Consider the following 25,180-nt stretch of genomic DNA (forward strand, 5'->3'; position numbering starts at 1 on the left):
GTCGCAGCTATCGATGACCGCCGAACTCGGGATCGTCGACGAGAAATCTCAAACGTTCGTTGGAGGCGTAGTCATCCAACATGGTCCGAAGAAGAGAACGGACGCTCGGCGCGCTTTGGCCGCGGCGCAGTTTGCCGAGCGCCACGCGCCATTGATAGCGGCCGTTTCCGGCCCGCTCGAGATCCGCGCCGCGCCCTCCGGCCCGCTCCCATAGCCCGTCCTGGTCCGGCCCCCAAGGGTAGAGGTCCGCAGCCAACTCTTCGAGAGAATTCCACTTCTCGTCCGCCGTGATTTCCTTCAGTCCCCAGTACCAACGATCCCAATAGCCTAGCAGGCTGGCGCAGACCCTCAGGGCCGGTCGCACATCTTGCCGTCCGATCCGGAGCGAGCGCAACAGATCCTCGGCCGTGCGTCGCCAGCTGCGATCGCGCAGCAGACGTCCCAACGCTTCCGCATCGTGGGGAGCGATCGCGCTCGAACGTGCACCGGCAACATGCCACATATCCAAAAAGCGGTTCTCGCCCAGCGACGGCAACGCATCGACGATCTCGACGGCCCTAGCCAGGTTCGAGGCGGCGAGCTTCCTGAGAAGGTCTTCGAGACTTCGCTCGCGAAGAATGGCTTCCTGCAGTTCCGGTTCGATCCGCAAGACCGGATCTCTCGTCGCGCCGCGCTCGATCCAGCCCCTCGCCGTCGCAGTCATGAGATTGCCCCGTGCCGGCTCTTTGATCCGCGGCCATAGTTCAACACGCCGAGGGAACGTGGCGAGATCGGCGAGCTGTGTGCGCGAAACGGCATCGATCGTTTCACCGGACCCGGCGGCACCGTCCAAAATCTCGGTCAGCATGGCATGGAAGGCGCCCACCGGATCGCGAGGTCCCTGCCACGCCCTTGCGTCGGACCGCAGCGCGCCCGACCAGATTTCTCGCGCGATAGGGAGTGTCATATCGACGTCGGCAAGCAGCGTTGGGTCTGCAACCACGAGCGAGGTAGCGATCTCGACGACGCGATCGTCGGCCAAGGACAATGCGCAGTTCACCACTTCGGACGGCGAGGCTCGTCCCAGCACGAGCCGTATTCCCTCCGACCGCGGCGCCGGTTCGGCTGCGACCTGGAGCCGCACGGCCACCACTGGCTCGTAGGCCGCCGCGACCGCGACGGCATGAAGGCGGTAGAAGCGCCTGTCGGAGACGAGCGGAGCAAGCGTCCGGACGGCATCTACGCTCAGACTGGAGGGGACGGTCTCGACGAGACGGACCTCCAGATCGGCCGTGGGCAGAATGCATTCCCACAGGACCAAAAGCAGATCGGGTCGCGCCTCGGCAATACGCCAGAAGACCCGCGCAAAAGGAGCACGCGCGGAGCGCGCCGCTTCGAAAAGCCCGGATCGGACGGACGCCTGCCAGTCCTGCACCGGTGGGTCCGAACGAGGGGCGAGAGCGTCCTGGATGGCCCTGAAGAGCAAGAAGTCTTCGGTCGGCTTGAAGTCGTGGTCCGCGATCCAGCGCGTCAACCTGGTCCATAGTTGTTCGGATCGCGCGAATCCGGCGAACGAGACGTTGCGCAGGGACAACACGTCCGACATGTCAGCCGATTCGAACTGTAGAAGCAGGCGATCGAGCACCTTCCGCTTTCCGTCTCGCCCATCGGACGGGTCGGGTGAAATGCGCTCCGCCAAACGAGCGATCCGCACGGTGTTCAGCAACGTCTCTGGCTCCAATTCGGCAATCCGATAGGCTTGCTCAAGGTAGGGAAGCTCGGGAAACTCCGACACCTTCGCGCCGATATTGGCCTTGAAGGCGCGGAGCACCTCGCCTTCTATTCCTCCAGACAACATCGAGGCTGCGATCGACATCCTTTCAGGTGCCCCTTCCAACAGACGATGCCCTCGCCAACGCGCGGACAAGGACGGAGGCGTGCAGACCAGGGCGGGTACAGGGGTCTCCACGACATCGCCGGGCCCGAAGCTGAGCCGAAACGCAAACCCTCGGCGGATGTCGGGCCATAGGTTGGCCCACAGGGACACGATGAGATCCTCGAATCCGTCGTGACCGAGCCGAACTACGGGCCCTTCTCCCCGCTCGGCGAGCAGGGCCGCTGCTGCGGGCAGCTCGGGAGACGGCGTTGGCATGTGGTCGAGCGGTTCCAGATCGAGGTTGTCGATGTTCGCCGGCGCATCAGGCGTCGCGATCAACCGCTCGAACAGGAAGCTCAGATTCGAAACGTCAACAAGCTCGTCGAGAGGCGCTATCAGCGCATGCGAAACCACCATGCCCGATCGGCTCGCTGCGGCATCGCGAAAGGTCCTGGCGACGACGTACCAATCGCCGTCCGGAAAGCCCGAGACAAAAGGGGACCAATCGGTACCCGGCGGAGCCGTATCGGGGAGATCTAGGCGCGCGGACAGCTCCGCAGGTACGCTCAGACCCTCGCTGGCCGCCTTCAGCTGATGGCCGCCCCTTACCTCGCCGAATAGCGCCTGGGAGATCTTCACGCGACCGCCTCGGTACGAAACTGCGCGATCACTTCGCGTCGTCCAGAAGGAGCTGGATCGGCAACGTCAGATCGGGCGACCGGGATCCGTCCGCGCACACCACGTAGCCGAAACTCTCTGGCCCTTTCGCGACGTAGTCCAGGTCGCGCTCGTTCGGACTGAGCGGCCTCTCCAACGCCGAAACGCCCAGCACCGTCGGCGCGCGCCAACTGGATCTGATGAAGGTCCAGAACAGCGGCAATCTTTCCTTCAGTACGGCTTCCGGGGCGCCTTCGAAGCCGAGCTCGTCCCAGCACGTGAGAAGAACCGCGAGACGCGGGCGCTCCAGCGGCCGGTCGCCCATCGATCCGACGAACAGGAGCATCTGCAGCAGCTCGATCATTCTCGCCTGGTCCGAGACCTGCCCCTCGGCCGCGACCGCCGACGAACTCCGCAGCGAAGCGAGCGGCCTCGAAAAGATGTCGTCTCCTATCCGTAGCGCCTGCAGCCTCACCAACATAAGCCAGGCCGGCGAAGTCGTTATCCGTTCTCGCCAGGCGTTCGGAATCCGGCGGGTCTCGATCATCCGCCTGATCTGCTCGCCCCCGTAATCCGGCCAAACGAGATCCGCGCGACGTCCGGTACCGTCTATGATCGGCCATACGCTTTCGGAATAGGTCGACGTCGCCGTATGATCGGCCGCCCGCCCTTCCTGCAGACTGTTCATCGCCGATTGGAAAGGAAGCAGATTCGTCGACTGCCCTTCCATCCGGAGAACACCTTCGACGTTCATCAGGCGGTTCAGCAGTTGAGCGCCGTAGTGGGTCTTGCCCACTCCGCTTTCGCCCAAGAGAAGTATCGAGTTGTGACGTTCCGTCATGGTGACAATGCTCCGAACCTAAAGAGAGCATCGCTTCGCTTGCTCGATGGATTTTCCAGCTCGATCCGTGGTCGGCGGATGCTCAGCGTCCACCGAAACAGTTCGAGCAGGCCGGTGCTGACGCCGATAGGATCAGCCTCGGGGGGCATCATGCTAACGGAAAACTCCTTGGCGTCGGGCATCTGGTCGAAAACCGCGCGGCGGACCGCCTTTTCCATCTCAGGCGAGATCTTGACGTCGGTCTTCGTCCAGACGAGGGCGACCGGACGGCCGCCTCGCTCGGCAGCCAGACGTCTCGCGAGAAGCTGGAGTTCTCCGCGCGCCGTCCCCATGCTGGATCCGGAAAGCGATTCGCAGTCGGCCGTTAGCAGAAAGGCGTCGGCGCGATCCGCGATCCAGGCCGCTCCCAGCGCCTCGGGAGAATCGCGGCTGACCGACCATTTCTGAAACCATTCGCCAGGCGCATCGGCGAAAAGATAGTCGGCGGCCGAGCTCCGCCCAGGATCCCAAAACGAGACGTGCAGCAGACCCGGGGCTCGCCCCCCGCGGCTGGTCGTGTGCGGAGGAAAGGTGGGCGGCTGTCCCGGGCTCCAACGCAAGGTGCCCGCCACGGCCTCCCAACCTGCCAGCGAAAACGATCCGGCAAAGTGACGGTCATCAGCTCCGATCACTCCTCGACCGAGAAGCAGGTAGAAGGCGCCGAGAAGCGTCGTCTTTCCCGCGTTCTGTGGCCCTACGACGCCCACCAGGAACGGCCGCACACGCCCCGAGACGAACGCCAGATCGGCCAACCCCAACGAATTTCCCGACCAGGGAAGCAGCACTTCGTCCGACGACGCTTGAGTTTGAGATTCGGCCTTCGCGCCCCCCTCCCATTGGGGACAATCCAAATAATTCGGATATCCGAGGTCGCACCCCAGATCCGGAACGTTGCAATTCTTTTGACTGCATTGCGTCATGCGGCCGGCGCTTCCTGCGGCGCTACCTTCAACTCAGGCTTCAGAGTCGTGGCCGCGGCGGCCTGCAGTTCGCGGAAGACCCAAGTCGACCATTGTGGCAACGTCAGTTCGGTCTCGGCCGGAATGCCCGTCAGGCGGCGAAAGTCTTCCGGTTTCTTCGACGCCAGGAGGTCGGGGTAGGCGACGAGCGACAGGACAGGGGTCCGGCCCGCAGGCCGCGCGTACGTCTTGGCGAGCTGTTCCCGAAACGACGAAAGCCGATCATCCTTCTGTGCATCGTCGACGAGTCCGAGGATGCCGTAGCTCCGCTTTGCGTCGATGGTCGGAAGGCCGATCACCGCTTCGAAGAGAAAGGCTGAAACGCTCGCGGGCGAATAGACCGGAACGTGCCCGTGCATGTCGAAAGCCATCAACGTCGCCGCGGATCGGGGTGATAGCTCCCGATAGCTCGCCTGCGCGCTCGGCGAATAGCGAGCCTCCTTCCACCAGAGAAGGTTGGCCCTTCGCTGGAGACCGGCAGTGGCGGCGCTGACGGCGTTTAGCGCTTGGTCCACGTGCTCCGCAACGCCGTTAGCCAGCGTCTTGAGAGGCTTGGACAAGTCCACCGGCGGAAGGGCCAGCGAGCCTACGGAGCCGTCGATCGCATCCGCGATCGACTTCGCGAGGCGTTCGCCGAACTCCGTGACCCAAACAGGCTGATTGCTTGTCGGCCAATGGGGATTCCCGTTCGTCGCGACCTGAGTACCTTGAGCATTCTGAAAGTTCGGCCCCGAAGCTGCTCGGATCCCGGTCTTGAGGGCTTCCCTATCGACGGGCTTCCGGGTGGCCTGCCGAGGGTCCGGCACCGACACTTCGAATTCCAGCGGCTGCACGACGATGGACGACGGTGTCGCCCATTCCACCTCTGCTCGGGCATCGATCCTCGCCTCGATTTCGCGGACCAGTTCGTCCCAGATCTCCTGTTCGTGGCCCGCTTCCATCAACGGCAGCGTATTGCGCGCCAATGCCACGAACGCTGCGCCGATGCGATCGTCGTTCTTCGCCGCCTGCGCCAGCGCATCGAGCAGCAGTGCCCTCGCGACCGCGACGGGCGTTCCGGAGAAGGTGTTGACGTAGGTCGTCCACCTCTGTTGCAGGATCTCGAGCGCCTCCTTAACCACGGGATCGCCGGCGGGCGCCTGAGGGTCGAATGCAATCAACGCGAACGGTATCGCCTTGAAGGGCGCGCTCTCGAGCACCCCAGCAATATCCGCCGCTGTCGCCCTAAGTCTGTCGAGCTTGGCATCGTCGCCGCCAACATCGATCAAACCTCTGGTCAGAAAGCGCAAAAGAACATTGTCCGTCAAAGCCGACCTCAAGCAGTGGGATCACTTTTTGTTCCCATAGCAACCTGGCATTGGGATATCCACTAGTTTGCAACGGATCGCACACTTGCGAACAGGAAGAGAGACGAAACCCGCCTTCAGGTCGGTGCACCCTTGGTCCAACGCCGGGCCGGGGACCGGTCAGACCTCCACCGGGGTGCGCAATTGCGTGTTGGCTTGCGAAGTTTCAGTCAGAAGATCCAGGGCCGCTTCGGGCGCTTCGATGCTAAGATGAGGGAGTACCTGACGGTTTCGTCCAAATCCTTCACCGTCCTGTAAGAAGACCACCATCCGCGTATAGGAATCACGGAAAGCCGACCATCGAGCGGAAAGCGTCGCTGCCGCCGTAGTCCGTCAGCTTTCTATCGGCGCCGGCAGCTTCGACGGCATCCCTGATCTCCTGGCCATCCATCCGGCGTCACGTCCCTGCGGGCCATTTTCCCGCCACCCTACTACAGATACCGGCGGGCTGTCTGCGGAGTCGCCGGTCGATACCGCCCAAAAGGAAAAGGGGCGCGCGCCGACCTGCATCGGCAACGGACTATGCCGATCTCTTGAAGTAGGGACAGCTCCATGTAGGCTGTCGCCGCGGCGATCGCGCTGTGGCCGCCGATCCATGTGCCATCGTGACAGTGCCTCCGGCCGGTGCTTGCCTGCGGCGTAGACCACGCCGATGATGTAAAGGGAGAGAGACGATGAGCGAATGGCTGGTTGTCCGGCGCGTACAACCGAGCACCCGCCGGAGAGGTGCGGCGCCTATTCCGAAGACCGCGTCCGCTCCGTCCACGCCCGAAATCACGATTCGGGTTGCACCCGAGCATGCGCCAAGCCGGCATCAGCTTCCCGATCCGAACGAGATCGGAATGGCGGCGAGGCCGATGCCCGTGTCCCTCATCGCGCCGATCGTGACGGCGACCAGTGCGGCCGATGCGATCTTGCGCGACGCCAGGGCCGCTGGTGTCACGTGGGGTCTGCAGACGCTTGGTGTGGACGCGAAACGCTTCGATGGTGCTGGCGTGAAGGTGGCCATCATCGACACCGGGATCAAACGCGACCATGCCGCCTTTGCCCATCTCAAGGGCGCGATAGACGAAGCGGATTTTACTTACAAGCCCGGCGGCACTTTCGGCGATGGCGCCGCCCTGGACACCGACGGCCATGGAACGCACTGCGCCGGGACCATCTGCGGAGGTATGGTCGATGGAGTTCGTATCGGCGTCGCACCGAACATCGAGAGGCTGTTCGTCGCAAAGGCGATCGGCGGAACGCGCGGGTCTGCCGCGCTGCTCGATGCGCTCAATTGGGCGGCCTATACGGTACGGGCTAACGTCATCTCGATGTCGCTCGGCTTCGATTTCGTCGGCTACCGAGCCTCCCTGGTCAAGGCGAGCGTCCATGCAGATGCGGCCACCTCGATGGCACTCATCGCGTTCCGCGACAACATCAGAATCTTCGACGCGTGGATGAACGAGTTGAGGGCGAGACGAAAAGATGGCTTCGATCCCCTCGTCGTAGCGGCAAGCGGAAATGAAAGCGGTCGACCCACATTCGTCGTTGGTAAAGCCAGTCCGTCGGAGGCCGACAGCGTGATCGCTGTGGGTGCCGTCGACGCCGCCCTTGCGATCGCGCCCTTTTCGAACGCGGACGTAACCTTTGTTGGTCCGGGAGTGGACGTGGTATCCGCCGGCATCAACGAGCAATTGTCGGTCTTGAGCGGGACGAGCATGGCTTGCCCGCACATCGCAGGCTTGGCCGCTCTCTATTGGCAATTCGCTCGCACTGGAAGACCGGCGGCTACGGCGGAGCGGGTTCAGCGGATGATGGCCACCAGCGCCGAAGATTATTTCAAGGAATTCCATACCCACGAGCCGTCCGACGTCGGCGGAGGAATGCCTCGTGCGCCCGAACAGCGGCCCCCGCCTTAGTACGGCGCGTATGCACCACGGCAATTGCTCGCGTGACAATCGTTGAATTCGGGATAGTCCGAACTTGCCACAAGATATGATCACATGCCGGCTAAAGCGATAATTGTCGGAATTTCAGTATATAGGGAAAGCGGTCTACGCAATCTTCCGGCGGTCGATGCCGATCTCTCTAATATACGGTCTTGCTTCGAAAGACACGGTATCGAGATCATCAAGGAGCTCAAGAACGTCGGCGTCACTGAACTTTTTACTAGCCTTCGGGAGGCCTGCTTGAGAGCCAAGCCCTCAGAAGATTTGATAGTATATTTTTCGGGTCATGGACAAGCTTTCAACAACCGCGATTTCCTTATGCCCACGGACGCGACCGTCCGCGATATCGAGATAGTCGACAAATTACTCGTTCCCGTCGATTTAGGCGGCGCACTTCAAAAATCGAGTGCTGCGTCGATCACGATGATCATAGATGCATGCCGAGATGGCGTTGAACTGAACATCAAGGGATTCGGAAGTTGGTCAATGAGACCAATCAAACCCAAAAACGGGCCGATATTCACCATCTATGGCTGCGGTCGAGGCCACCAGAGCTTCTACATAAGCGACGATAAAGGAAGCATCTTCACCACGTCACTTTGCGAGGCAATCGAGAACGCCGGCTATGGGCTCGGCTCCGTTGACAACGTCATCGCCGCAACCCAAAAAAGGATGAAACACAATTCCACAAAATATGGAACACCGCCACAGACAATTTCTCTCGCGTCGATTGCCTCGCAAGAGTCGAAGACTCATCGCGTATTTCCCGACGGCACCTTGTTTGCCAGCACACCCTCTCAAGATGAACCAAAGGAAACCGTCTCCCAAACCGTCTTCGTAAAACGCGTACCTCGAATATATTTATTCCTTGGTCTACTTGTCGTTGCGCTTTTGGCGCTCATGATAGACTTGATTCTTTTCTATACGGACAGAGAGCGGAAATTCGATCAGTTGTACTTTAAAGCGATCCAAGATGATGAATATTACAGATCGGCCGATCAGGAGCTATACCGGCAAGATCTAAAAGGACGAACGACAGAATACATCAATGCGGCGTTCAAACCGATCGCGGACTGTTTGGCGGATAAGTCATGCAGCCCCGGTTGGATGAGGGTGCCCGTGTGCTGGAGAGCTAAAGGAAGCTGGCAAAACTACATCAATCTTCGTATGACGCTCGACAGGGAGAAAATACCAATAACCACCGGCCGGGACAGTCCTGGGCCGGATTTCACTCGGACGGTTTGGCTCAGGCCGATGCCGGATCTCGACAAGGTGCTACAACTAGCCTGCAACTTCTTGGTCGAGAAAGAAGCTGATTGGAGCTGGATGTATCAAGCCGAGTCCGAAACCAACAAGCGCCTGAGTTGGATGGAGAATTGGGAAGCGGGTATGTGCGAGGCTGCTCGGGCACTTCGTTCCGCAACAAGATCGGACCAAGACGTGAGTGGCATCGGTGCAAGGTTTCCCACACCAGCGCAGTGCACCAAGGTCTCGGATCGGAAGGCACGCTGTATCTGGACCGGGCATTCCATAGGTTGGCCAGACGGCGATAGCGCCGGCTCATCAGAGGACCGGCTGGATGCCGCGCTCCATAGCTGTCTGACGCTCGGGACCTTTTATGCTCCTAAGGAGGGCGAGAGCGAGCCATCCAAGAGCGACCCTTGCCATAGAGTGACGCGGCTCTATCCCTACGCGCAAACGCCTGCCGTGCAGGTCCCATACTTACTACGGACATCGATCACGACTTGCGCGGATCATGCGATCTACGAAATGGAGGCCAAACCAGACTCCGTCCGCTGAAACATTCTAAGTCTACAGCAACGCGAAACAAGTGTACGCAGTCATTTTGAGCATCAGGCCGTCTCTCAAGACAACGGACGATATCTTAACTTCGTCCAACAGCCTCTTCGTTGTCGCAATTCAATGTGACTTCGCTGCCAGTTCAGAGACCGTCTTTTGAGCGAGCAAGCACGTCACAGAACTTTTCACTCACCTGAGTTTAACCACGTCGCGTCCTGTTGAGCCTTTCGGCTCACCGAAGAAGGCCCAAGTGCTGATTGGATAGATAGCGTCGCGCGACTGCGACTGGGTCGAAGCAGCCGGCGAACAGCCAGCCAGGCCCCGCGCTCGCGGAGACCCTGAGGACCGAACTTAGTCTTCAGGCTGCGCTTGTTCAGGGCGGCATTGGTCTTGATGTCCAGGGCGCACGTCAGGTTTCATTTCTCGTTGCACGACGAGTCGAGCAGCGCGGAGCCGTCCATCTACTGCTGTGGAAAGCGTACCAAGATAGATCCCATTCTAACGGTATGAGGCCTCGTCGGCAGCTCCTTACTGCTCAGTGGAGTGAAGACGAGTCTCGGGTCGAGATAAAAATTTCGCCACACTGAATCCAGACTAAACGGAAATCTTGGTCTGGGGCCACTTTCCGCTAGTGCAGAAATTTGATATAGTATGGAGGTAGATGGCGCGCCCGGAACGATTTGGATGTCCGCCACTCAGATTTGTAGCGTTCGGGTCACAGACATCGTTAGACAGCGAGGTTCTCCGGATCTTCAGCCTTTTCGGCCCGTTCACCAACAGCTTGGGCTAAGAATCGGGCCAACGCTGCTTTACGCGAAGCGCGATCGAGGGCGTAGGCCGTTTGCTTGAATCTAACGCCGTCGAGAAGTCCTTGAATATAGCCCGAAATTGTATCGGCGGCCATGATGAGCGCGGTGTCGAGTGTATGGATGTACTTGCTGGTTACGGACCCCTTCGAATGACCAACTAGCGCTGCGATCGTAACCTCCGTGAAGCCGAGATCGTTCGCGATGCTAGCAAAGCTGTGACGCAGCACGTGAGGTGTGAAGTCAGGAAGCGATGATTTGCTGAACAACTGTTCCCAGTGGTTTGGGAAACTGCCGAATGCGTTGTCGTCTCTGTACCCCGGAAAAACGTAAGAGCCGACTTTCTTCCGCTTTCGAGCGTCCATGAATTCCACCACAGGAAGCCCAATCGGTCGGATTGATGCACCCTCCTTGCTGTCCGCTAGACGTAAACAGCTCGACTCGGTATCCACTTCCGACCACCTCAGGCCGATGATTTCGCTGCGACGGCAGCCGGTCAGCGCGATCTGGCGGATGATGTCGACCGTTATGGCGTACTTTTCGTCCTTTGCTGCTTCCTCCAGCATCTCGCCCAGCGTCCGGTACTCGGCCTCCGTGAGCCGACGATTGCGGACATTGTCCTTCGGCTTGCGAATGCCGTGGGCTGGATTGTGCTCGATGATCCCGGCCTCCACCGCATAGGTGAGAATGCCCCCGAGGAGACCGACGGTTCGCGTTGCCGTGCCGACGCCGCCACGTACATTGGCTCGGCCACGAAGCTTCTTGGTCTTGACGCTGGCACGGGTCTTCCCGGCCATGATGTCCTTCAGGACCTTGTTTACGTCTGCTTTGACGAGATCCTTGACCCGACGCGTGCCAATCAATGGAATGATGTGGCGATGAATGCGCCCAGTATCGGTCACCAACGTTGTCGACTTCTTCGGGCGTCCGCCCTTGCCTAGAATAAGGCCCGCTTCAAAGTCTTTGAGGTAGAGTTCGCAGAGCTCCTTGACCGTCACCGCTTTGTGGTCGAGCTGCCGCTCCTCGGCCGGGTTGTCACCTTGTGCGACCCGCCCCAGCTGAATCTTGACTTCCTTACGGGCAAGCTCAGGCGTCCAAACACCGTGAACCCCGATGCTATAGCGGCGAGAGCGGCCCGCTGAACGGTATTGAATTAGGTAGCTGCGCTTGCCCGACTTGAAGACGCGCAGGCCAAAGCCAGGGAGTTCGTCATCCCAGAGCACGTAGTCCGTGCTTTGAGGTTCAGCGCCTTCGACAACGCGTTTACTGAGCTTAGGCATGGATTTTCTCTCCTCCGAAGCCCGTCTTCCGCGTAAGCACCACGTAAGCACTTGGAGGAAAACCGGAGCGTGTCGCAGGATACAACCGGCGGAGGCTCATTCCAGATTCGATAATGATTAGAGTGGGATATCGCAGCATTGGATGTCCTGGCGTTTTCTCGCGCAGCACAACTTAAAATGCTCCGAAGGCAAAGGTCACACGTTCGAATCGTGTCGGGTGCGCCAGTCCTGGCTTGGTCCCGTGACGCGGTTGGACAGCCTGCTGGCTTTTGCCTCGCCTGCGCATCGGTCCGCAGCGCATTCTCTCCCGGCCCTGCTCAATATCCCCGGCGAGCATTCTGATCGTCGCGTGCCACCGTCGCAGCAGCCCTAGCTAGCTGGTCCAATCGGGTTGCTGGTATGAGGACGACCTCGCCGAAGCGGTGCGTTCCTATTTTCCGGTTACGCACAACGTTGCCGATGGCGCGGGTGGCGCTCCGCTTGCCGGGCTTTTGCAAGAGCGCGCCCGCTTGGCCGGAAAGAAGGTCGGGGTGATTTTGTCGGGCGGCAATATCGATGCGTCGGGATCGTGTCCCATTGCGTGGTGTAGCTAGCGGTGGGGCAGCGCGTTCGCCGGGGAGAGCTGGGCAGGTCAGCTGGCGATCGCCGGAAGGCTGACGGTGGGATCATCGCTCAACGGCGCGATTGTTTCCAGTGTCATGTAGCGGGCGTGCTGGACGGCCCATTCATCGTTTTGCTCAAGCAGGATCGCGCTGATGAGGCGGACGATGGCGTCTTCATTGGGGAAGATGCCGACAACCTCGGTCCGGCGCTTCATCTCGCCGTTGAGGCGCTCGATCGGATTGGTCGAGTGCAGCTTGGTCCGGTGCTGCGGTGGGAACGTCATATAGGCCAGCACATCGGTCTCGACCTCGTCGAGGAAGCCAGCAAGCTTAGGCAGTTTGGGGCGGAGTTGATCGGCGACCTTCCGCCACTGCGCTTGTGCAGCCTCGGCATCGTCCTGGGCAAAGGCGGTGGCGATGAAGGCGGAGACCACGCGCCGGCCGCTCTTGCCGGCATGCGCCAGCGCGTTGCGCATGAAGTGCACGCAGCACCGCTGCCAGCTGGCGTTGAGCACCTTGGCGACGGTGGCCTTGATACCTTCATGGGCGTCGGACACGACCAGCTTGACACCGCGCAGGCCGCGGCGGGCGAGCTTGCGCAGGAAAGCGGTCCAGAACGTCTCGGCTTCAAAGGGACCGATGTCCATCCCGAGCACCTCGCGTCGGCCATCGCTATTGACGCCGACCGCAACAATCACCGCGACCGACACGATGCGCCCGTTCTGACGCACCTTCACGTAGGTGGCGTCGATCCACAGATACGGCCAGTCGCCTTCGATCGGACGGGCGAGGAACGCCTTCACCTTGTCGTCGATCTCCGCGCAGAGCCGGCTCACTTGGCTCTTCGAAATACCGGTCATGCCCATGGCCTGCACCAGATCGTCCACCGAACGGGTCGAGACGCCCTGCACATAGGCTTCCTGAACCACGGCGGTGAGCGCCTTCTCGGCCATCCGGCGCGGCTCCAGGAAGCCGGGGAAGTAGGAGCCCTTGCGCAGCTTGGGGATGCGAAGCTCGACCGTGCCGGCACGAGTCTCCCAGGTCCGGTCGCGATAGCCGTTGCGCTGGGCCAGGCGCTCGGGGGTCTTCTCGCCGTAGGCCGCCCCGGTCTGGCCTTCGACTTCCATCTTCATCAGCCGCTGAGCAGCAAAGCCGATCATCTCGCGCAACAGATCGGCATCAGGGGTCTTCTCCACGAGCGTGCGCAGGTTCATCATTTCGTCGGTCATCGGTGGTTCCTCGGTTGCGTTGGCGTGTCGCAACCCGATCCTACCGGAGAACTGCCGGTGACCACCGCAAAGCCGCCCGCCCGCTACGGCGCTATCGGAGGCGCGCGTCCGAGCGGCTTTGCTCTACCGAGCTACACCACCACCGGGGACACGACCACGCGCCCCAGCCCATCGCTCAATCGCCGGGTGGTCAAATATGGCATAATGGTCAATCAAACTGCACTTTAGTGAGGCTTACATCTGCGGATTGTTCGCGGCGCCTAACGCCGGTCTCGGCCAGGGCGCCGGCGTCCTGCGAGACGCTCAGCACCCTGCCGTAGACAAGGCCGTAATGGGTGAAGTTGAAGGTGTCGATCTTTATCTCGGCCGCCTCGCCGAAATTGACGAAGCCGAAGTCCCAATGAGATCATGGCTGCGGAATAGCCGTGCGTCTCATGGAGCGTGTACCTGTCGGCGAGGAGGACGGCTTGGCGCTGGCTGGCTCACGATCGCTCCGTGGAATTACTGGCTGACCCCGCAGAGAGCTCCACTTCAACGTCCCATTAAGCATGAAGCGCTTAGGTCGTTGGGCTGAAAGAAGTGCGCGCGCCTCGGACAACACCGTTGGCTCGCGGAGTGACATGAGTCGAAGCGGCATATGGCGAAGCCTGTCAGCTCCCTTCTATGTGCCGCAGCCAGTATCGGGGCGCTGATGTACTCCTCGTCCGCGCTATCCCAGATCGCAGCTCCCAGTCAGGTGACTCCGCCGAGCCTGCGACCTCAATTCCCGGCGGGCGAGCAGCCGTTGCGACTACCGGGGCCGCTGGAAACGGCCGTGCCGCCCGGCAACGCAGCCATGGCCGTCGTGGTCGGCGAGGCGCAGCTCGATGGCGCGTTTCCCGAGCTTCGCACGCTCACCGACCCCCTGATCGCTCGCGTCAAGGGCCAACGTGTCAGCGTTGCCCAGATCTATGCGCTCGCGACCAACCTCGAAGGTCTCTATTCGCGCGCCGGCTATCCGCTAGTGCGGGTCAGCGTGCCGCCGCAACAGCTGGTCGACGGCGGGACACTTCGCCTTGTTGTCATCGACGGCTTCATCGAAGCGATCGACGTCAATACGCTTCCTGAGCGCGTGCGAAACGTGGTCGTCGGCCGGACCAACTTGCTGCTGGGGCGGCCGCATCTCACGACCGAACAGATCGAGCGTGCGCTGCTGATCGCGGGCGACGTTCCCGGCTTGAGGCTGCGCAGCACTCTGGTGCGCGGCACGCGCGAAGGCGGGGTACGGCTCGTGCTCGAGGGCGAGCATCGGCTGATCTCGGGCTCGGCCGGAGCCGACGATCGCCTGTCGCGTTCGCTCGGCACTTGGCAGCTGCGCGGCACGCTGGCGCTCAACAGCGCGCTCGGCGCTGGCGAGCAGATCTACGGCACGGCCGGACTCAGCACGGATTTGCGTGCGGCCTCGGCAGGCGACGCGCCGGTCTCGCTCTACGGCGGCGGGGCCGTCGTGCCGATCGGAGCGGACGGCATCACGGTCAATCCGGAATACACGCATTCGCGGACGGTCACGAAGCAGACGCCCGGCGCCCCCGCTTCGCTCGGCAGCTTCGACCGGTTCGCCCTACGCCTGCGCGGGCCGATCGGGCTGTCGCGAAAGGCGTCGCTCTACGCCAACCTCGCCGTCGAGGATGTCGAGCAGCAGATCTCGGCGCCGGATTTCGGGGTGGCGCTCAGCCACGATCATTACCGCGTGCTTCGCGGCGGCATCGACTACGCCACGACGTTGCCGTCGCAGGCAGGGCTACAGCTCGGAGCGCAGCTCTCGAAGGGGCTCGGCGGACGCAATGCCGAGGACGCGATCACCTCGCGCGTGCCGTTGTCGCGGATCAGCGCGACGCCCGACTTCGTCAAGCTTGCGGCCACCGCGCGCCTGTCGCAACCTTTGCCCGCCGGCTTCCGCTTCGATGTCATCGGCACCAGCCAGATCACCGGCGGCAAGGCCATGCTGCGCTCCGAGCAGCTGTCGCTCGACGGAAGCGACGCGCTGTCTGCCTTCGCGTCCGGCACGTTGAATGCCGATGAGGGCTTCACTTTGCGCGGAGAGCTGGCCTACCCGTTCGTGTTCAATGCGTTCGGCACGGGAGCCGCCGCATCGCCCTATCTGTTTGCAGCCGGCGGCCGGGGCTGGATCGCGAGTCCCTCGGCCGTCGAACAAGCCGCCCTCAACGCGGGAGCCGTGGGGACCGGCGTCCGCAGCAGCGTCAGCATTCCCGGCAGCTCCGCCGATGCGAGCCTTGCAGTCGAGATCGCGCGCGGCTTCACCGACGTCAGCGGCGTGCGGCAGGGCTGGCGGGCCAATGTCCTGGGCACGGTGAGCTTCTGATGCGCGCGTTCGACCACGCACGAAACGCGCGAGCGGCGAGCGGATGGCGCAGACGCGCTGCCCTCTTGCTCGGCTGCACCTCTCTGCTTGCCATATCATCGCGCGCGCTGGCGCAAGCCGGTCTGCCGCAGGGCGGCAGCCTCGTGTCAGGTCAGGCCACGATCGGCGCGCCGGCGGGCAATACCCTCACGATCAACCAGACATCCTCCAGGGCGATCGTCGACTGGAACAGCTTCTCTGTCAGTGCCGGAAACAGCGTCAACTTCGTCCAGCCGAACTCGAGCGCAGCCATCCTCAACCGGGTCACGGGGACGACGACCTCGACCATTGCCGGCCAGGTCAGCGCAAACGGGCAGGTGTTCCTGGTCAATCCCAACGGCATCGCAATCACGCCAACTGGGTCGGTGCAGGTTGGCGGCGGCTTCGTGGCCTCGACGCTCGACATCGGCAATGCCGATTTCAACGCCGGCCGCCTGATCTTCACCGGCAAGGGCGCTTCGGCCGCCGTCAGCAATGCCGGCGCGATTTCCGGCGCGAGCGGTGCATTTGTCGGGCTGATCGGCGGGACCGTGTCCAACAGCGGCACGATCACCGTGCCGCTCGGCCGCGTCGGGCTCGGCGCCGGAGAGGCGATCACGCTCAATCCGACAGGCGACGGCTTCCTGCAGGTCGCGCTTCCCACCAAGTCCACCACCGCCGATGGCAAGGCGATCATCGACATCGCCGGCAGGATCAAGGCGGCGGGCGGCGCGATCGAGATCAAGGCGGCGGCGGCCCAGCAGGCCGTGCGCGACGTGGTCAACGTGTCCGGCGTGCTCAGCGCCCGCTCGCTGTCGGGCCGCTCCGGCCGCATCGTGCTCGGCGGCGGAAGCGGCGCGGTGACCATATCAGGACGGCTTGCGGCCAATGGCGGCCGCAGCAATGCCGGCGGCACCATCGTGGTGACCGGGAAGAAGGTTGCGCTGACCGCGACCGCGAAGGTGAGCGCCGACGGCAAGAGCGGCGGCAAGGTGCTGATCGGCGGCGATATGCGCGGCGGCCGGGATCCGTCCGCGAAGCTGGTCGCCGATGACGTGCCGACGGCCGAGACCACTTCGGTCGCGCAGGGCGCGACCATCTCGGCGAAAGGCAGTGCCGGCGATGGCGGCAAGGTCGTGCTGTGGTCGGAGCAGACGACCGACTTCCGCGGCAGCGTCGTTGCGACCGGCGCTGATGGCGGCAATGGCGGCGGCGCCGAGGTCTCGAGCCACGGCCTGCTGGACTTCCGCGGCAGTGTCGACCTGACCGCCACGGGCGGCAAGACCGGCACGCTGCTGCTTGACCCCTATGACGTGACCATCTCGACCGCGGCCGATAGCAACATGTCGAGCAGCGGCAACACCTACTCGCCGACCGGCAACAGCTCGGTGCTGTCGGTCGCCACGCTGCAAGGCGCGCTGGCGACGGCAAATGTCACCGTCGACACCGGAAGCGGCGGGTCACAGAGCGGCGACATCACCGTGGCGAACGCCGTGACCTGGGCCAGCGGCCACTCGCTGACGTTGAACGCCGCGCGTGACGTCAACGTCAATGCGGGCATCAGCACCAGCGGCGGCGGGACATTCTCGGTGTCGGCCGGCCGCGACGTGAATGTCAGCAGCAGCATCACGGCCACCGGCGGAGCCCTCAACGTCAATCTGGCTGCGTCCGGAAGCTCGGGCTCGCTCGTTATCAACGGCGCAACCATCGACACGAATGGCGGCGCGCTGACTGGGTCCGCAGTTCAGGCGGGGAGCAACGCGGCTGTCTGGCTGGCCAATAGCACCCTCAACGTCGGCGCTCTGACGCTCACGGGCACCTCGGCCTCCGGCAACGGGGTCGTATTCGCCGGATCGAACGCCATCACCAACACCGGCGGCGGCGCGTTGAGCATCAGCGGAAGCAGCCCCACGTTGCCGGCATTCGTGCTGCAGGCCGGTGCGAGTCTGGATACCGCCGGCGCAGTCAGCATCACCGGAACGTCGAACAGCAGTGTCGGCGTCTATCTGCTGGGCAACAACACCATCACCGATCATTCCGGCGGTCTGACCCTGAGCGGGACGACGTCATCCAACGTCGGATTCTGGATCAACAGTGGCAACAACACCTTCACCAACTCTGGTGGCGGCACGCTCGCGCTGAACGGCACGGTCACGACCTCATCCGGATCCCAGGGCATCGCATTTAACTCAGGCGTGGGCCTGACCACGTCGGGCACGGTCACGCTCACCGGCACATCGATCACCTCCAACGGTGTCGAATTCCAAGGCTCGAACCTCGTCACCGACACTGCCGGAAACCTTACCGTCAGCGGAGCCAGTACCACCGGCATCGGCGTCTTCTTTACCGCCACACCAACAACGCTGACCAATTCCGGGACGGGAGCTCTTTCGATCTCAGGCAGTTCGGCTGCGGGCGCGGGAGGGGGATTTGGCGCGGCCATCAATTCCGACCTGACGACGTCGGGCAACATCTCGATCTCCGGCACCGACACCGGCACCTCCTACGGCCTGTACCTGAACGGCTCCGCGATCACCAGCAACTCGGGCAATCTCACGCTGAGCGGCTCCTCGACGGGTTCGAATGGCGTCTGGGATCAGGGCAACGGCACCTTGGCGCTGACCAACGCGGGGGCCGGCACATTCCAGCTGATCGGCAGCACACCCAGCGCCAGTCGTGGCATCCGCTTCAATACCGGCAGCAATCTGACCACCCTGGGCTCCGTCTCACTGAACGGGTCGTCGGGAAGCGGTGAAGGCCTGTCGTTCAAAGGCAGCAACATCGTCACGATTCTGAACGGCACGCCGAGCTTTGCAGGCAGCTCGACCTCCGGCAGCGGCGTCTTCTTCCAGGGCGCCACGACCATCGATAACCAGGGGACCGGCACGGCGACGTTCTCGGGCACGTCAAACAGCGGCTTTGGCGTGAACTTCACCGGGACGAACACTGTGTCCGGCAACGTATCGTTCGCGGGCATCTCGACGGCGAGCGACGGCGTCAGCTTTGGATCAGCCTCGAGCCTCGCCGTAACGGGCGGGAACGTCGCCGTCAGCGGCATCTCCACCGCCACGAGCGGGTCAGGCTCGACGGTCGGCACTTACTTCTCCGGTGCGACGGTCAGTAACTCGGGCAGCGGATCGCTGACCATCACTGGAACCTCCAACGACACGGGGCCGACGAACAGCGGGAGCGCCGGCGTGCTCTTTGCCGGCACCGACGCCATCAGCAATTCCGGCGCTGGCACCCTGGCCATTTCGGGATTCAATCCGTCCGGCTACGGACTCCAGTTCCGGAATTTCTCTGCTGTAACTACATCTGGCACCATGTCGCTGGCTGGAACGTCGAGCACGGGTTATGGCGTGTTGGCATCGCTCGCCAGCTTCACCGCAACGGGAAGTGTGACGCTGACCGGCACCTCGAACAGCAATGTCGGCATGGTCGCCAACGGAGGCAACACGCTGACCGCGACGAGCGGCGCTTTGATCCTGCAAGGCACTTCGGTGTCCGCTGATGGCCTGCAACTGCGCGGGACACTCGCCACCAGCGGCTCGGGGCTTGTGTCGATCAGCGGAACGAGTAGCGGCGGAAGCGGCATCGCGGTCAACGCCAATGTGACCTCCTCCGGCACCACGTCGATCTCAGGCAGCTCGACCAGCGGCAACGGCATCTATTTGCGGGGCAGCACCACGATCGACAATCTGAGCGGAACCGCCGTGACGTTCGCCGGCACGAGCACCAGCGGGGCCGGAGTGACGATCGATCAAGGCAGCACGCTCACGACCTCAGGCGACCTGCAGCTGAGGGGGACGAGCAGCACCGCATCCGGCCTCGTCGCCAGCGGTAGCAACGCCATTACGGCCAACTCGGGCGCGGTCACCCTTGCAGGCAGCACCTCGTCCGCTTCGGCCGTCGGAATCGACACGTCTGCAGCCGGGGTTGCGATCACCAACAACGGCACCGGCACCCTCATCCTCGACGGTCGCGGCGGCGACCGGCTCGGCGCCACGATCACCTCAGGCGCGGCGCCGGTGGTGATCAGTGACACTGGTGCGGTGAGCCAGATCGGCGGCGCCATCGCTGCTACGGCGCTGCGGCTGTCGGGCGGAACGAGCTACGTGCTTGGCGCCGACAACACTGTCGGCACGCTTGCCGCCAGCGGTATCGGCGCGCTCACCTTCAACAACGCACAGAGTTTGACCATCGGTGCGGTACAGGGGATCAGCGGAATCAGCGCCAGCGCCAACGCGACGATCCTCTCGGCCAGCGACCTGACGATCGCAAGCGGCAGCGCGGTGGTCGCCGCAAGCCCGGTCCTATCGGCAGCTCGTGCCTTCATCAACAATGCCGGCAGCGGCGCGGTGAGCGCGACGTCCGGCCGCTGGCTAATCTATTCGGCCGCACCCGGCGCCGACAGTTTCGGCGGATTGGACAGCGGCAATCCTGCGATCTGGAACGCGACCTACCAGTCGGTGCCGCCGGGGAGCGTGAGTGCGCCGGGCAATCGTTACCTGTTTGCGGCTGCCGCGCCCGGGACGGCCGGCAATGGCTCATCGTCCGCGAACACGGATCTCATTCCGGCCCCATCGACGCCCGCTCTGATTCCCCCCTCGCCGTCCTCCACGCCCGATTCCGGCGTCTTGAACGGCTTTGGAGCCGCAGCTGAGTCAGTGAACAATGGAAGGACCAGCGGCGGTGCTGGAGGTGGCCATGGCGGCTTGGGCGGTGCGGCCTCTGCCTCGAGCGCTTCCCAGAGTTCGGCAGGCCAAGGCCCTGCAGCCGGCCCGGCAAAGTCCGCAGCCGAGCATGCCGCTGCGGCTCCGCCGGCCGCCGCACCCGTGCCGCCGCCGAGCCAACCCGCCCAAGCTGCCCCCGAGCCACCGATCTTATCCGCGCCGCCCACCACGATCGCGCCTGCGCCAGCCCGAAGCATGGTCGATCTTGCGCTGTCGCGCCTCAATCGCGAAGCGCTCGCGACCACCATTGCCGAGGAAATTTCGCGTGTGGCCCGCTCCGCCGCGGGGTCATTGAGGGCCGCCGAATTCACCATTGCGGCCGCAAGCTCGGTCCTGACCGTCGGCTTCATCGCTTGGCTGCTGCGCGGCGGGACGCTGCTCGCCGCGTTCCTGGCCTCGGTCCCGCTGTGGCGCGGCTTCGATCCTTTGATGGTGGTGCTGCGGCCGCGGAGGACGGAAAGGACCCGCGCCACATCCGAGGTTGATGCGATGTTCGAGGGCGGCCAGGGAGCCGGTCGATCGCTCGCGGACATCACGTGATGAAGCGATGGCTGTCCCCCAAACTCCAGCTCAGCCTCGGTCTGGTATCCTTGACCGTCAGCCTAATTCTCGTCGCCGCCTCGCTTGGCTTGCTGCCAAACGAGGAGAGAGCCGAGCTGGAGCAGCGCGGCGTCACCGCAACCACGCTGGCGGTGCAACTCGCCGTCCTCGCCAGCCGCAATGACACGGCCGCGATCAAGGACACGATCGACGTCGTGGTCAGCCGCAGCCCAGCCATCCTCTCCATTGCCATCCGCGACGCGCATGGCAATATCCTCGCCGGATCCGATCGCCACCTGACCCACTGGCGCGAGCTGCCCGACGGCAAGTCGACCGCGACGCATATCCAGGTGCCGCTGTTCAATGATGACACGCCTGCCGGTCGGATCGAGATCGCCTTCAGGCCGCTCACCAGCGGAGCGAACCCGCTCGATCTGGGGCCGGCCCTGTTCGCGTTCGTGGGATTCATGGCGGTTACGGGCTTTGCCGGCTTCTACCTGGTGCTTGGCCGCGCCCTGCGCGAGCTCGATCCGAGTCGCACGATTCCGAAGCGGATCGAGGCGGCGTTCGATACCCTCGCTGAGGGCGTGCTGATCATTGACGACGACGAGCGCGTGCTGCTCGCAAACCGGGCCTTCAAACACAACGTTCTGACCGGTGGCGAACTTGAGCTCGGCTCTCCGGCCAGCGGATTGCCGTGGCTTTCGTCGGTGGCGGCTCCGGTTGCGCCAAGCGATCTGCCGTGGCGCGTCGCCCTGGAACATGAGCATCCGGTGCTCGGCGCGGAGCTGAGCATTCGCGATGCCGGCGGCGGCATGCACCGGCTCGTCGTCAACGCGACGCGCATCCTCGACGGCAGCGGGACGGCACGCGGCGCCATCGTCACGTTCACCGACGTGACGGCCTTGCATGAAACCAATATGCGGCTGAGCGCCTCGGTCGAGGAGCTCCGCAAGGCACAGCGGCATATCTCCGATCAGAATCTCGAGTTGCAATATCTTGCCTCGCGCGACCCCCTGACCGGCTGTCTCAACCGTCGCACCTTTTTCGAACAGGCGGAAGCACTGCTGACCGAAGCAATCCGCACTCGGCGTCCGTTTGCCTTCATGATGGTCGACGCCGACCACTTCAAGCGGATCAACGATCGGTTCGGCCATGCTTTCGGCGACAAGGTGCTGGTCGGGCTCTCCGACCAGTTGCAGACATTCTGCGGCGCGCCGCATCTGGTCGGCCGTTACGGCGGTGAAGAGTTTTGCGTCGCGCTGATCGGCCTGAGCAAGACCTCGGCCGAACACGTGGCCGAGCAGGTGAGACGGTCGGTGTCGAACGTCGGGACTTGGCTGCCGGGCAGCGAACGCGTGACCGTCAGCATCGGGCTCGCGCCTCTCGACGATCCGCGCGACAAGCTCCTCGATCTGGTCAACCGCGCAGACAAGGCGCTTTACGCAGCCAAGACGGCGGGCCGAAATCGCGTGGTCGTGGAACGCACTAAGGATGCGGCGCCCACGTCGTGCGAGAGCGGCTTCCCGGGCCGGTTGGCGCTGTGATCCCTAACGAACGACGCAGGCGGTCGGCCTTAGATGCCCTACCGTATCGGGGCGGACGCCGTCGCAGCGCTCGGCCAGCGGGCTCGCCGGACGACGGAATGCCAGCAATGGCTGATACGCAAGCCCTCGCGATCGCCGGTTCGTAGGTCGTGGGCCATGCTGCGCTCATCGGTACCCTTGATGGTGGTGACGCTCGGCGAAACGCCGATGCAGCGGGTCGGCATGGTCGACACCTCAACGACCCGATTTGCGAAATCAAGGTCGTCTTGGATGTTGCACGACGAGCAGTGACCGATGATCGTTCAGATCAAAGCGCTGGTTCTCAAAGAGCCGGGCCCGTCATGGATTAGGACGTTCCGGGATAACGTTCCCGTCCCGATACTACTTTCACATCCCGAGCGCACCAAGCAGGCGCGGCGGGGTCGCCGAAGAATATGCGAGCATGAGCGAGAACTGCAGCGCAAGCTTCGTCGTAAGGCGGACTGAGGTTGCCTCGACTGAAGGACCCTTGCGCCGGAGAGCTCCGTGCAAGCCTACGCCGCGCTTGCCACAACGACTCTCGGTCGAAGGAGTCGACGCAGTTAGTTCGGGTGGAGTTCTTGTAAGATGGCGTTACAGGGTCGTTGGTCAACATTGAACGGCACCAAGTTACGGCGGGCCAGGACAGATTCTAGAAACACCGTCCCAACGGCGTTGGGGCGGCCCTGGAGCGCCTGGACCATCCCGAGATCGGCGGACGGCTCCTGAGCATCGTCTGCGCGAGGCGGCGCGCAGACGACTTGCCGATCTCAGCTCAGCCCGATCATCCGTGCGAAGCGGGTTGCTGTCCTCACCTCCGGCTGCTGTTCAATCTCCGGCTGTTCCGACCGGTTCAGCACCGCCAGGGAGATCAGGACGATCTGGGCGACATATTCGATCACCATCGAGAACAGCTCACCGTCCGGGCTGTGATAGTCGATCCGCGTTGCCTGGCCATCCTGCACGGTCCTGACGACCGTCCAGCCCAGCCGATTGCTGGTATGTCGGATCAGTTCGCCGATGGTGTGAATCTGAAAACGTGATGGGTCCTGCCGCAGGATCTCGCGCGCCTTTGCGTTCATCGTCAGGATGCGCGCGCTCTCGACCCTGTTCTGACCATCCATGACCGGCACGGCCGCGATGATCCCGAGCGGCGATCGGTCCGCGATCATCGCCGGTCAAGTCCACGACACGAGCCTTGACGACGAGGCCGCCGAGTTCAATGAGATGCCGCGTGCGCTTGCGGCGCACGACCTGCCGCATATCATGCCGCACCCTTGCTGCCTGTTGACGATTGCGCGCCGCCCGGTTGCGCCCGAGAGCCGCCAGCGAAGCAGTCGGCGCGGCGGCCCGAATCGATGCGCAGTTCGGTCTCGAGGTCGAGCGCGCGGCTGGCGCGGTTGACCCGGCTGCCAGCCGCTTCGCGGGCAAGCTCAGCGTTCTTGTAGGCGGCTTCGGCATCGAGCGAGCCATAAGGCCGCACCTCCTCGAATACCCGGCGGATCTTTTGGAGTTCATCAATACCGGCTTAGCTCCACTTCCTCATAGCGCTCCAGGGCCTGGATGCCCGGGATGCTGAGGTAGCCCTCAAAGCGCGGCCGCTGCTCGTCGACCGTGAACGGTTCGAGCGCAACTATCAGGAGCGGCTCCTTGCGGTCGGCCGCACACGTCCGCAAACGTCGAGTAAGGTCGGCACGAGACTGCAGCTAAAGACCAGTTTGCCAGTCCACACGAACGCAAACGACCCACCAGCTCGATCGATGGCAACGATCGACCGTCGAACTTCGCGGGCGCCGTGAGTGCGAGACCACCAGGTGGGATGGTTCAGCCTGCAGCGGCGGCAATGGCCCAGCGCGATCTGGCCTCCCGTATCAATTCTGGCAAATTTGCGATCGTTCGGTGCATGTGGGCTTCCAGGCGCGCGCACGCGCGCGCGGCGTTCTGGCTGCGGACGCCGTCCGCGATATCAAGACAGTCACGGAGCTCGGAGTCCGGATCGGCGTCTTGGGAGATGACGAGGCATCGAATATACCGGCTGCGGTCGTTGAAGTTTTTTATCATTCGCAGCATCTCCTCGTTCCTCGATATCTGCGCGATCTGCTCGAACACACCCTCGATGGCGGCAGCATAATGCTTGGCGCGATTCCTTGCCGAATTCGCGGGCGGAAGCGCCGCCACTCTCATCGCGCTTCGGCCAAAGCGTACGGCCGACGACGACTCCAAAGCCTTCCTGAGATTATACGCGAGTACCAGCCGAGCAAACTCATAGAGGTCCTGCAGCTCCGCTGCGTCCGGGACCCTCGAGAAGAAGCCTCGCTTCGGAACGATATCAATCAGCCCCTCGCCATGAAGACGCTCGAGAGCTTGTCTCACCGGTGTCGCGCTCGCCCTGACATAGTCAGCAAGCTCGTCGATGCGCAGGTGCTCGCCTGGCAAAATAATCTTCGACTCCGACGTCAACTCGTAATGTGTGACCAATTCCTTGATTCGGGCGTAGGCAACATCGACTCGATTGAATTCGCTGTCCATATCGATACCTGCTGCGCGAGGATTGCTGATCCGGCGGGCTTGAGCCGAAGGCTGCGCGGCGCGTCGCGCGCTCATGCGACGCGTC

13 protein-coding genes and 2 pseudogenes are annotated in these 25,180 nt (G+C 63.0%); 5 read left to right on the forward strand and 10 right to left on the reverse strand.

From position 1 onward, the window contains the following. Window positions 1–7: 7 nt before the first annotated feature. From QX048_RS12465 to QX048_RS12480, 4 genes are read right to left on the reverse strand one after another with little or no spacing between them, the layout of a single operon-like run. Complete coding sequence (locus tag QX048_RS12465) at window positions 8–2,494, reverse strand: effector-associated domain EAD1-containing protein (RefSeq protein ID WP_315751866.1); 2,487 nt, start codon at window positions 2,492–2,494, stop codon at window positions 8–10. Between the two features lie 28 nt (window positions 2,495–2,522). Continuing rightward, window positions 2,523–3,353, reverse strand: a complete 831-nt coding sequence (locus QX048_RS12470; RefSeq protein ID WP_315751865.1) for a hypothetical protein — start codon at window positions 3,351–3,353, stop codon at window positions 2,523–2,525. Further along, window positions 3,350–4,312 carry a TRAFAC clade GTPase domain-containing protein gene (locus QX048_RS12475; protein WP_315751864.1) on the reverse strand — a complete coding sequence of 321 codons (963 nt, stop codon included), beginning with the start codon at window positions 4,310–4,312 and terminating at the stop codon, window positions 3,350–3,352. The genes QX048_RS12470 and QX048_RS12475 overlap by 4 nt, the downstream gene beginning before the upstream one ends. Further along, window positions 4,309–5,658: a GTPase-associated system all-helical protein GASH gene (locus QX048_RS12480; protein WP_315751863.1), complete on the reverse strand. Its 1,350-nt coding sequence runs from the start codon at window positions 5,656–5,658 to the stop codon at window positions 4,309–4,311. Before QX048_RS12480 ends, QX048_RS12475 begins: the two co-directional genes overlap by 4 nt. 713 nt (window positions 5,659–6,371) lie before the next feature. Here QX048_RS12480 and QX048_RS12485 point away from each other — a divergent pair. Further along, window positions 6,372–7,601, forward strand: coding sequence for a S8 family serine peptidase (locus QX048_RS12485; RefSeq protein WP_315751862.1), 1,230 nt, complete (start codon window positions 6,372–6,374; stop codon window positions 7,599–7,601). A gap of 84 nt (window positions 7,602–7,685) precedes the next feature. Then, window positions 7,686–9,431 (forward strand): caspase domain-containing protein, encoded by a 1,746-nt coding sequence (locus QX048_RS12490; protein WP_316200471.1) that lies wholly within the window; start codon window positions 7,686–7,688, stop codon window positions 9,429–9,431. A 727-nt stretch (window positions 9,432–10,158) separates the two neighbouring features. Here QX048_RS12490 and QX048_RS12495 read toward each other — a convergent pair. Both QX048_RS12495 and QX048_RS12500 read right to left on the reverse strand, forming a co-directional pair. Further along, window positions 10,159–11,517 (reverse strand): site-specific integrase, encoded by a 1,359-nt coding sequence (locus QX048_RS12495; protein WP_316200470.1) that lies wholly within the window; start codon window positions 11,515–11,517, stop codon window positions 10,159–10,161. 631 nt (window positions 11,518–12,148) lie between these two features. Further along, complete coding sequence (locus QX048_RS12500) at window positions 12,149–13,348, reverse strand: IS256 family transposase (RefSeq protein WP_316173597.1); 1,200 nt, start codon at window positions 13,346–13,348, stop codon at window positions 12,149–12,151. An 814-nt stretch (window positions 13,349–14,162) separates the two neighbouring features. Here QX048_RS12500 and QX048_RS12505 point away from each other — a divergent pair. From QX048_RS12505 to QX048_RS12515, 3 genes are read left to right on the forward strand one after another with little or no spacing between them, the layout of a single operon-like run. After that, window positions 14,163–15,710, forward strand: a complete 1,548-nt coding sequence (locus QX048_RS12505; RefSeq protein WP_316200469.1) for a ShlB/FhaC/HecB family hemolysin secretion/activation protein — start codon at window positions 14,163–14,165, stop codon at window positions 15,708–15,710. After that, window positions 15,710–21,001 carry a filamentous hemagglutinin N-terminal domain-containing protein gene (locus QX048_RS12510; RefSeq protein ID WP_316200468.1) on the forward strand — a complete coding sequence of 1,764 codons (5,292 nt, stop codon included), beginning with the start codon at window positions 15,710–15,712 and terminating at the stop codon, window positions 20,999–21,001. Before QX048_RS12505 ends, QX048_RS12510 begins: the two co-directional genes overlap by 1 nt. Further along, window positions 21,001–22,548 (forward strand): diguanylate cyclase, encoded by a 1,548-nt coding sequence (locus tag QX048_RS12515; RefSeq protein WP_316200467.1) that lies wholly within the window; start codon window positions 21,001–21,003, stop codon window positions 22,546–22,548. The genes QX048_RS12510 and QX048_RS12515 overlap by 1 nt, the downstream gene beginning before the upstream one ends. A gap of 788 nt (window positions 22,549–23,336) precedes the next feature. On the opposite strand, the gene QX048_RS12520 is transcribed toward QX048_RS12515, so the two are convergent. The 4 genes and pseudogenes from QX048_RS12520 to QX048_RS12535 form a co-directional block, all read right to left on the reverse strand. Next, a complete protein-coding gene (locus QX048_RS12520; protein ID WP_315715440.1) occupies window positions 23,337–23,738 on the reverse strand; it encodes a hypothetical protein in 402 nt (133 codons plus the stop codon). Beyond that, window positions 23,731–23,829: pseudogene (locus QX048_RS12525) on the reverse strand (conjugal transfer protein TraD); the annotation flags it as partial. The pseudogene QX048_RS12525 and the gene QX048_RS12520, both read right to left, overlap by 8 nt. Before the next feature lie 67 nt (window positions 23,830–23,896). Further along, a pseudogene (locus QX048_RS12530) lies at window positions 23,897–24,088 on the reverse strand (conjugal transfer protein TraA); the annotation flags it as partial. A gap of 302 nt (window positions 24,089–24,390) precedes the next feature. Beyond that, window positions 24,391–25,170: a GntR family transcriptional regulator gene (locus QX048_RS12535; RefSeq protein WP_315715082.1), complete on the reverse strand. Its 780-nt coding sequence runs from the start codon at window positions 25,168–25,170 to the stop codon at window positions 24,391–24,393. Window positions 25,171–25,180 lie beyond the last annotated feature (10 nt).

Source organism: Bradyrhizobium sp. SZCCHNS30572 (assembly GCF_032484415.1).
Taxonomy (GTDB): domain Bacteria; phylum Pseudomonadota; class Alphaproteobacteria; order Rhizobiales; family Xanthobacteraceae; genus Bradyrhizobium.

What these genes read in the sequence shown, in the direction of transcription:
- QX048_RS12470 (WP_315751865.1), bottom strand. Translation starts at nt 3,353, where the DNA reads ATGACGGAACGTCACAACTCGATACTTCTCTTGGGCGAAAGCGGAGTG.
- QX048_RS12475 (WP_315751864.1), bottom strand. Translation starts at nt 4,312, where the DNA reads ATGACGCAATGCAGTCAAAAGAATTGCAACGTTCCGGATCTGGGGTGC.
- QX048_RS12485 (WP_315751862.1), top strand. Translation starts at nt 6,372, where the DNA reads ATGAGCGAATGGCTGGTTGTCCGGCGCGTACAACCGAGCACCCGCCGG.
- QX048_RS12490 (WP_316200471.1), top strand. Translation starts at nt 7,686, where the DNA reads ATGCCGGCTAAAGCGATAATTGTCGGAATTTCAGTATATAGGGAAAGC.
- QX048_RS12495 (WP_316200470.1), bottom strand. Translation starts at nt 11,517, where the DNA reads ATGCCTAAGCTCAGTAAACGCGTTGTCGAAGGCGCTGAACCTCAAAGC.
- QX048_RS12500 (WP_316173597.1), bottom strand. Translation starts at nt 13,348, where the DNA reads ATGACCGACGAAATGATGAACCTGCGCACGCTCGTGGAGAAGACCCCT.
- QX048_RS12510 (WP_316200468.1), top strand. Translation starts at nt 15,710, where the DNA reads ATGCGCGCGTTCGACCACGCACGAAACGCGCGAGCGGCGAGCGGATGG.
- QX048_RS12515 (WP_316200467.1), top strand. Translation starts at nt 21,001, where the DNA reads ATGAAGCGATGGCTGTCCCCCAAACTCCAGCTCAGCCTCGGTCTGGTA.
- QX048_RS12520 (WP_315715440.1), bottom strand. Translation starts at nt 23,738, where the DNA reads ATGATCGCGGACCGATCGCCGCTCGGGATCATCGCGGCCGTGCCGGTC.
- QX048_RS12535 (WP_315715082.1), bottom strand. Translation starts at nt 25,170, where the DNA reads ATGAGCGCGCGACGCGCCGCGCAGCCTTCGGCTCAAGCCCGCCGGATC.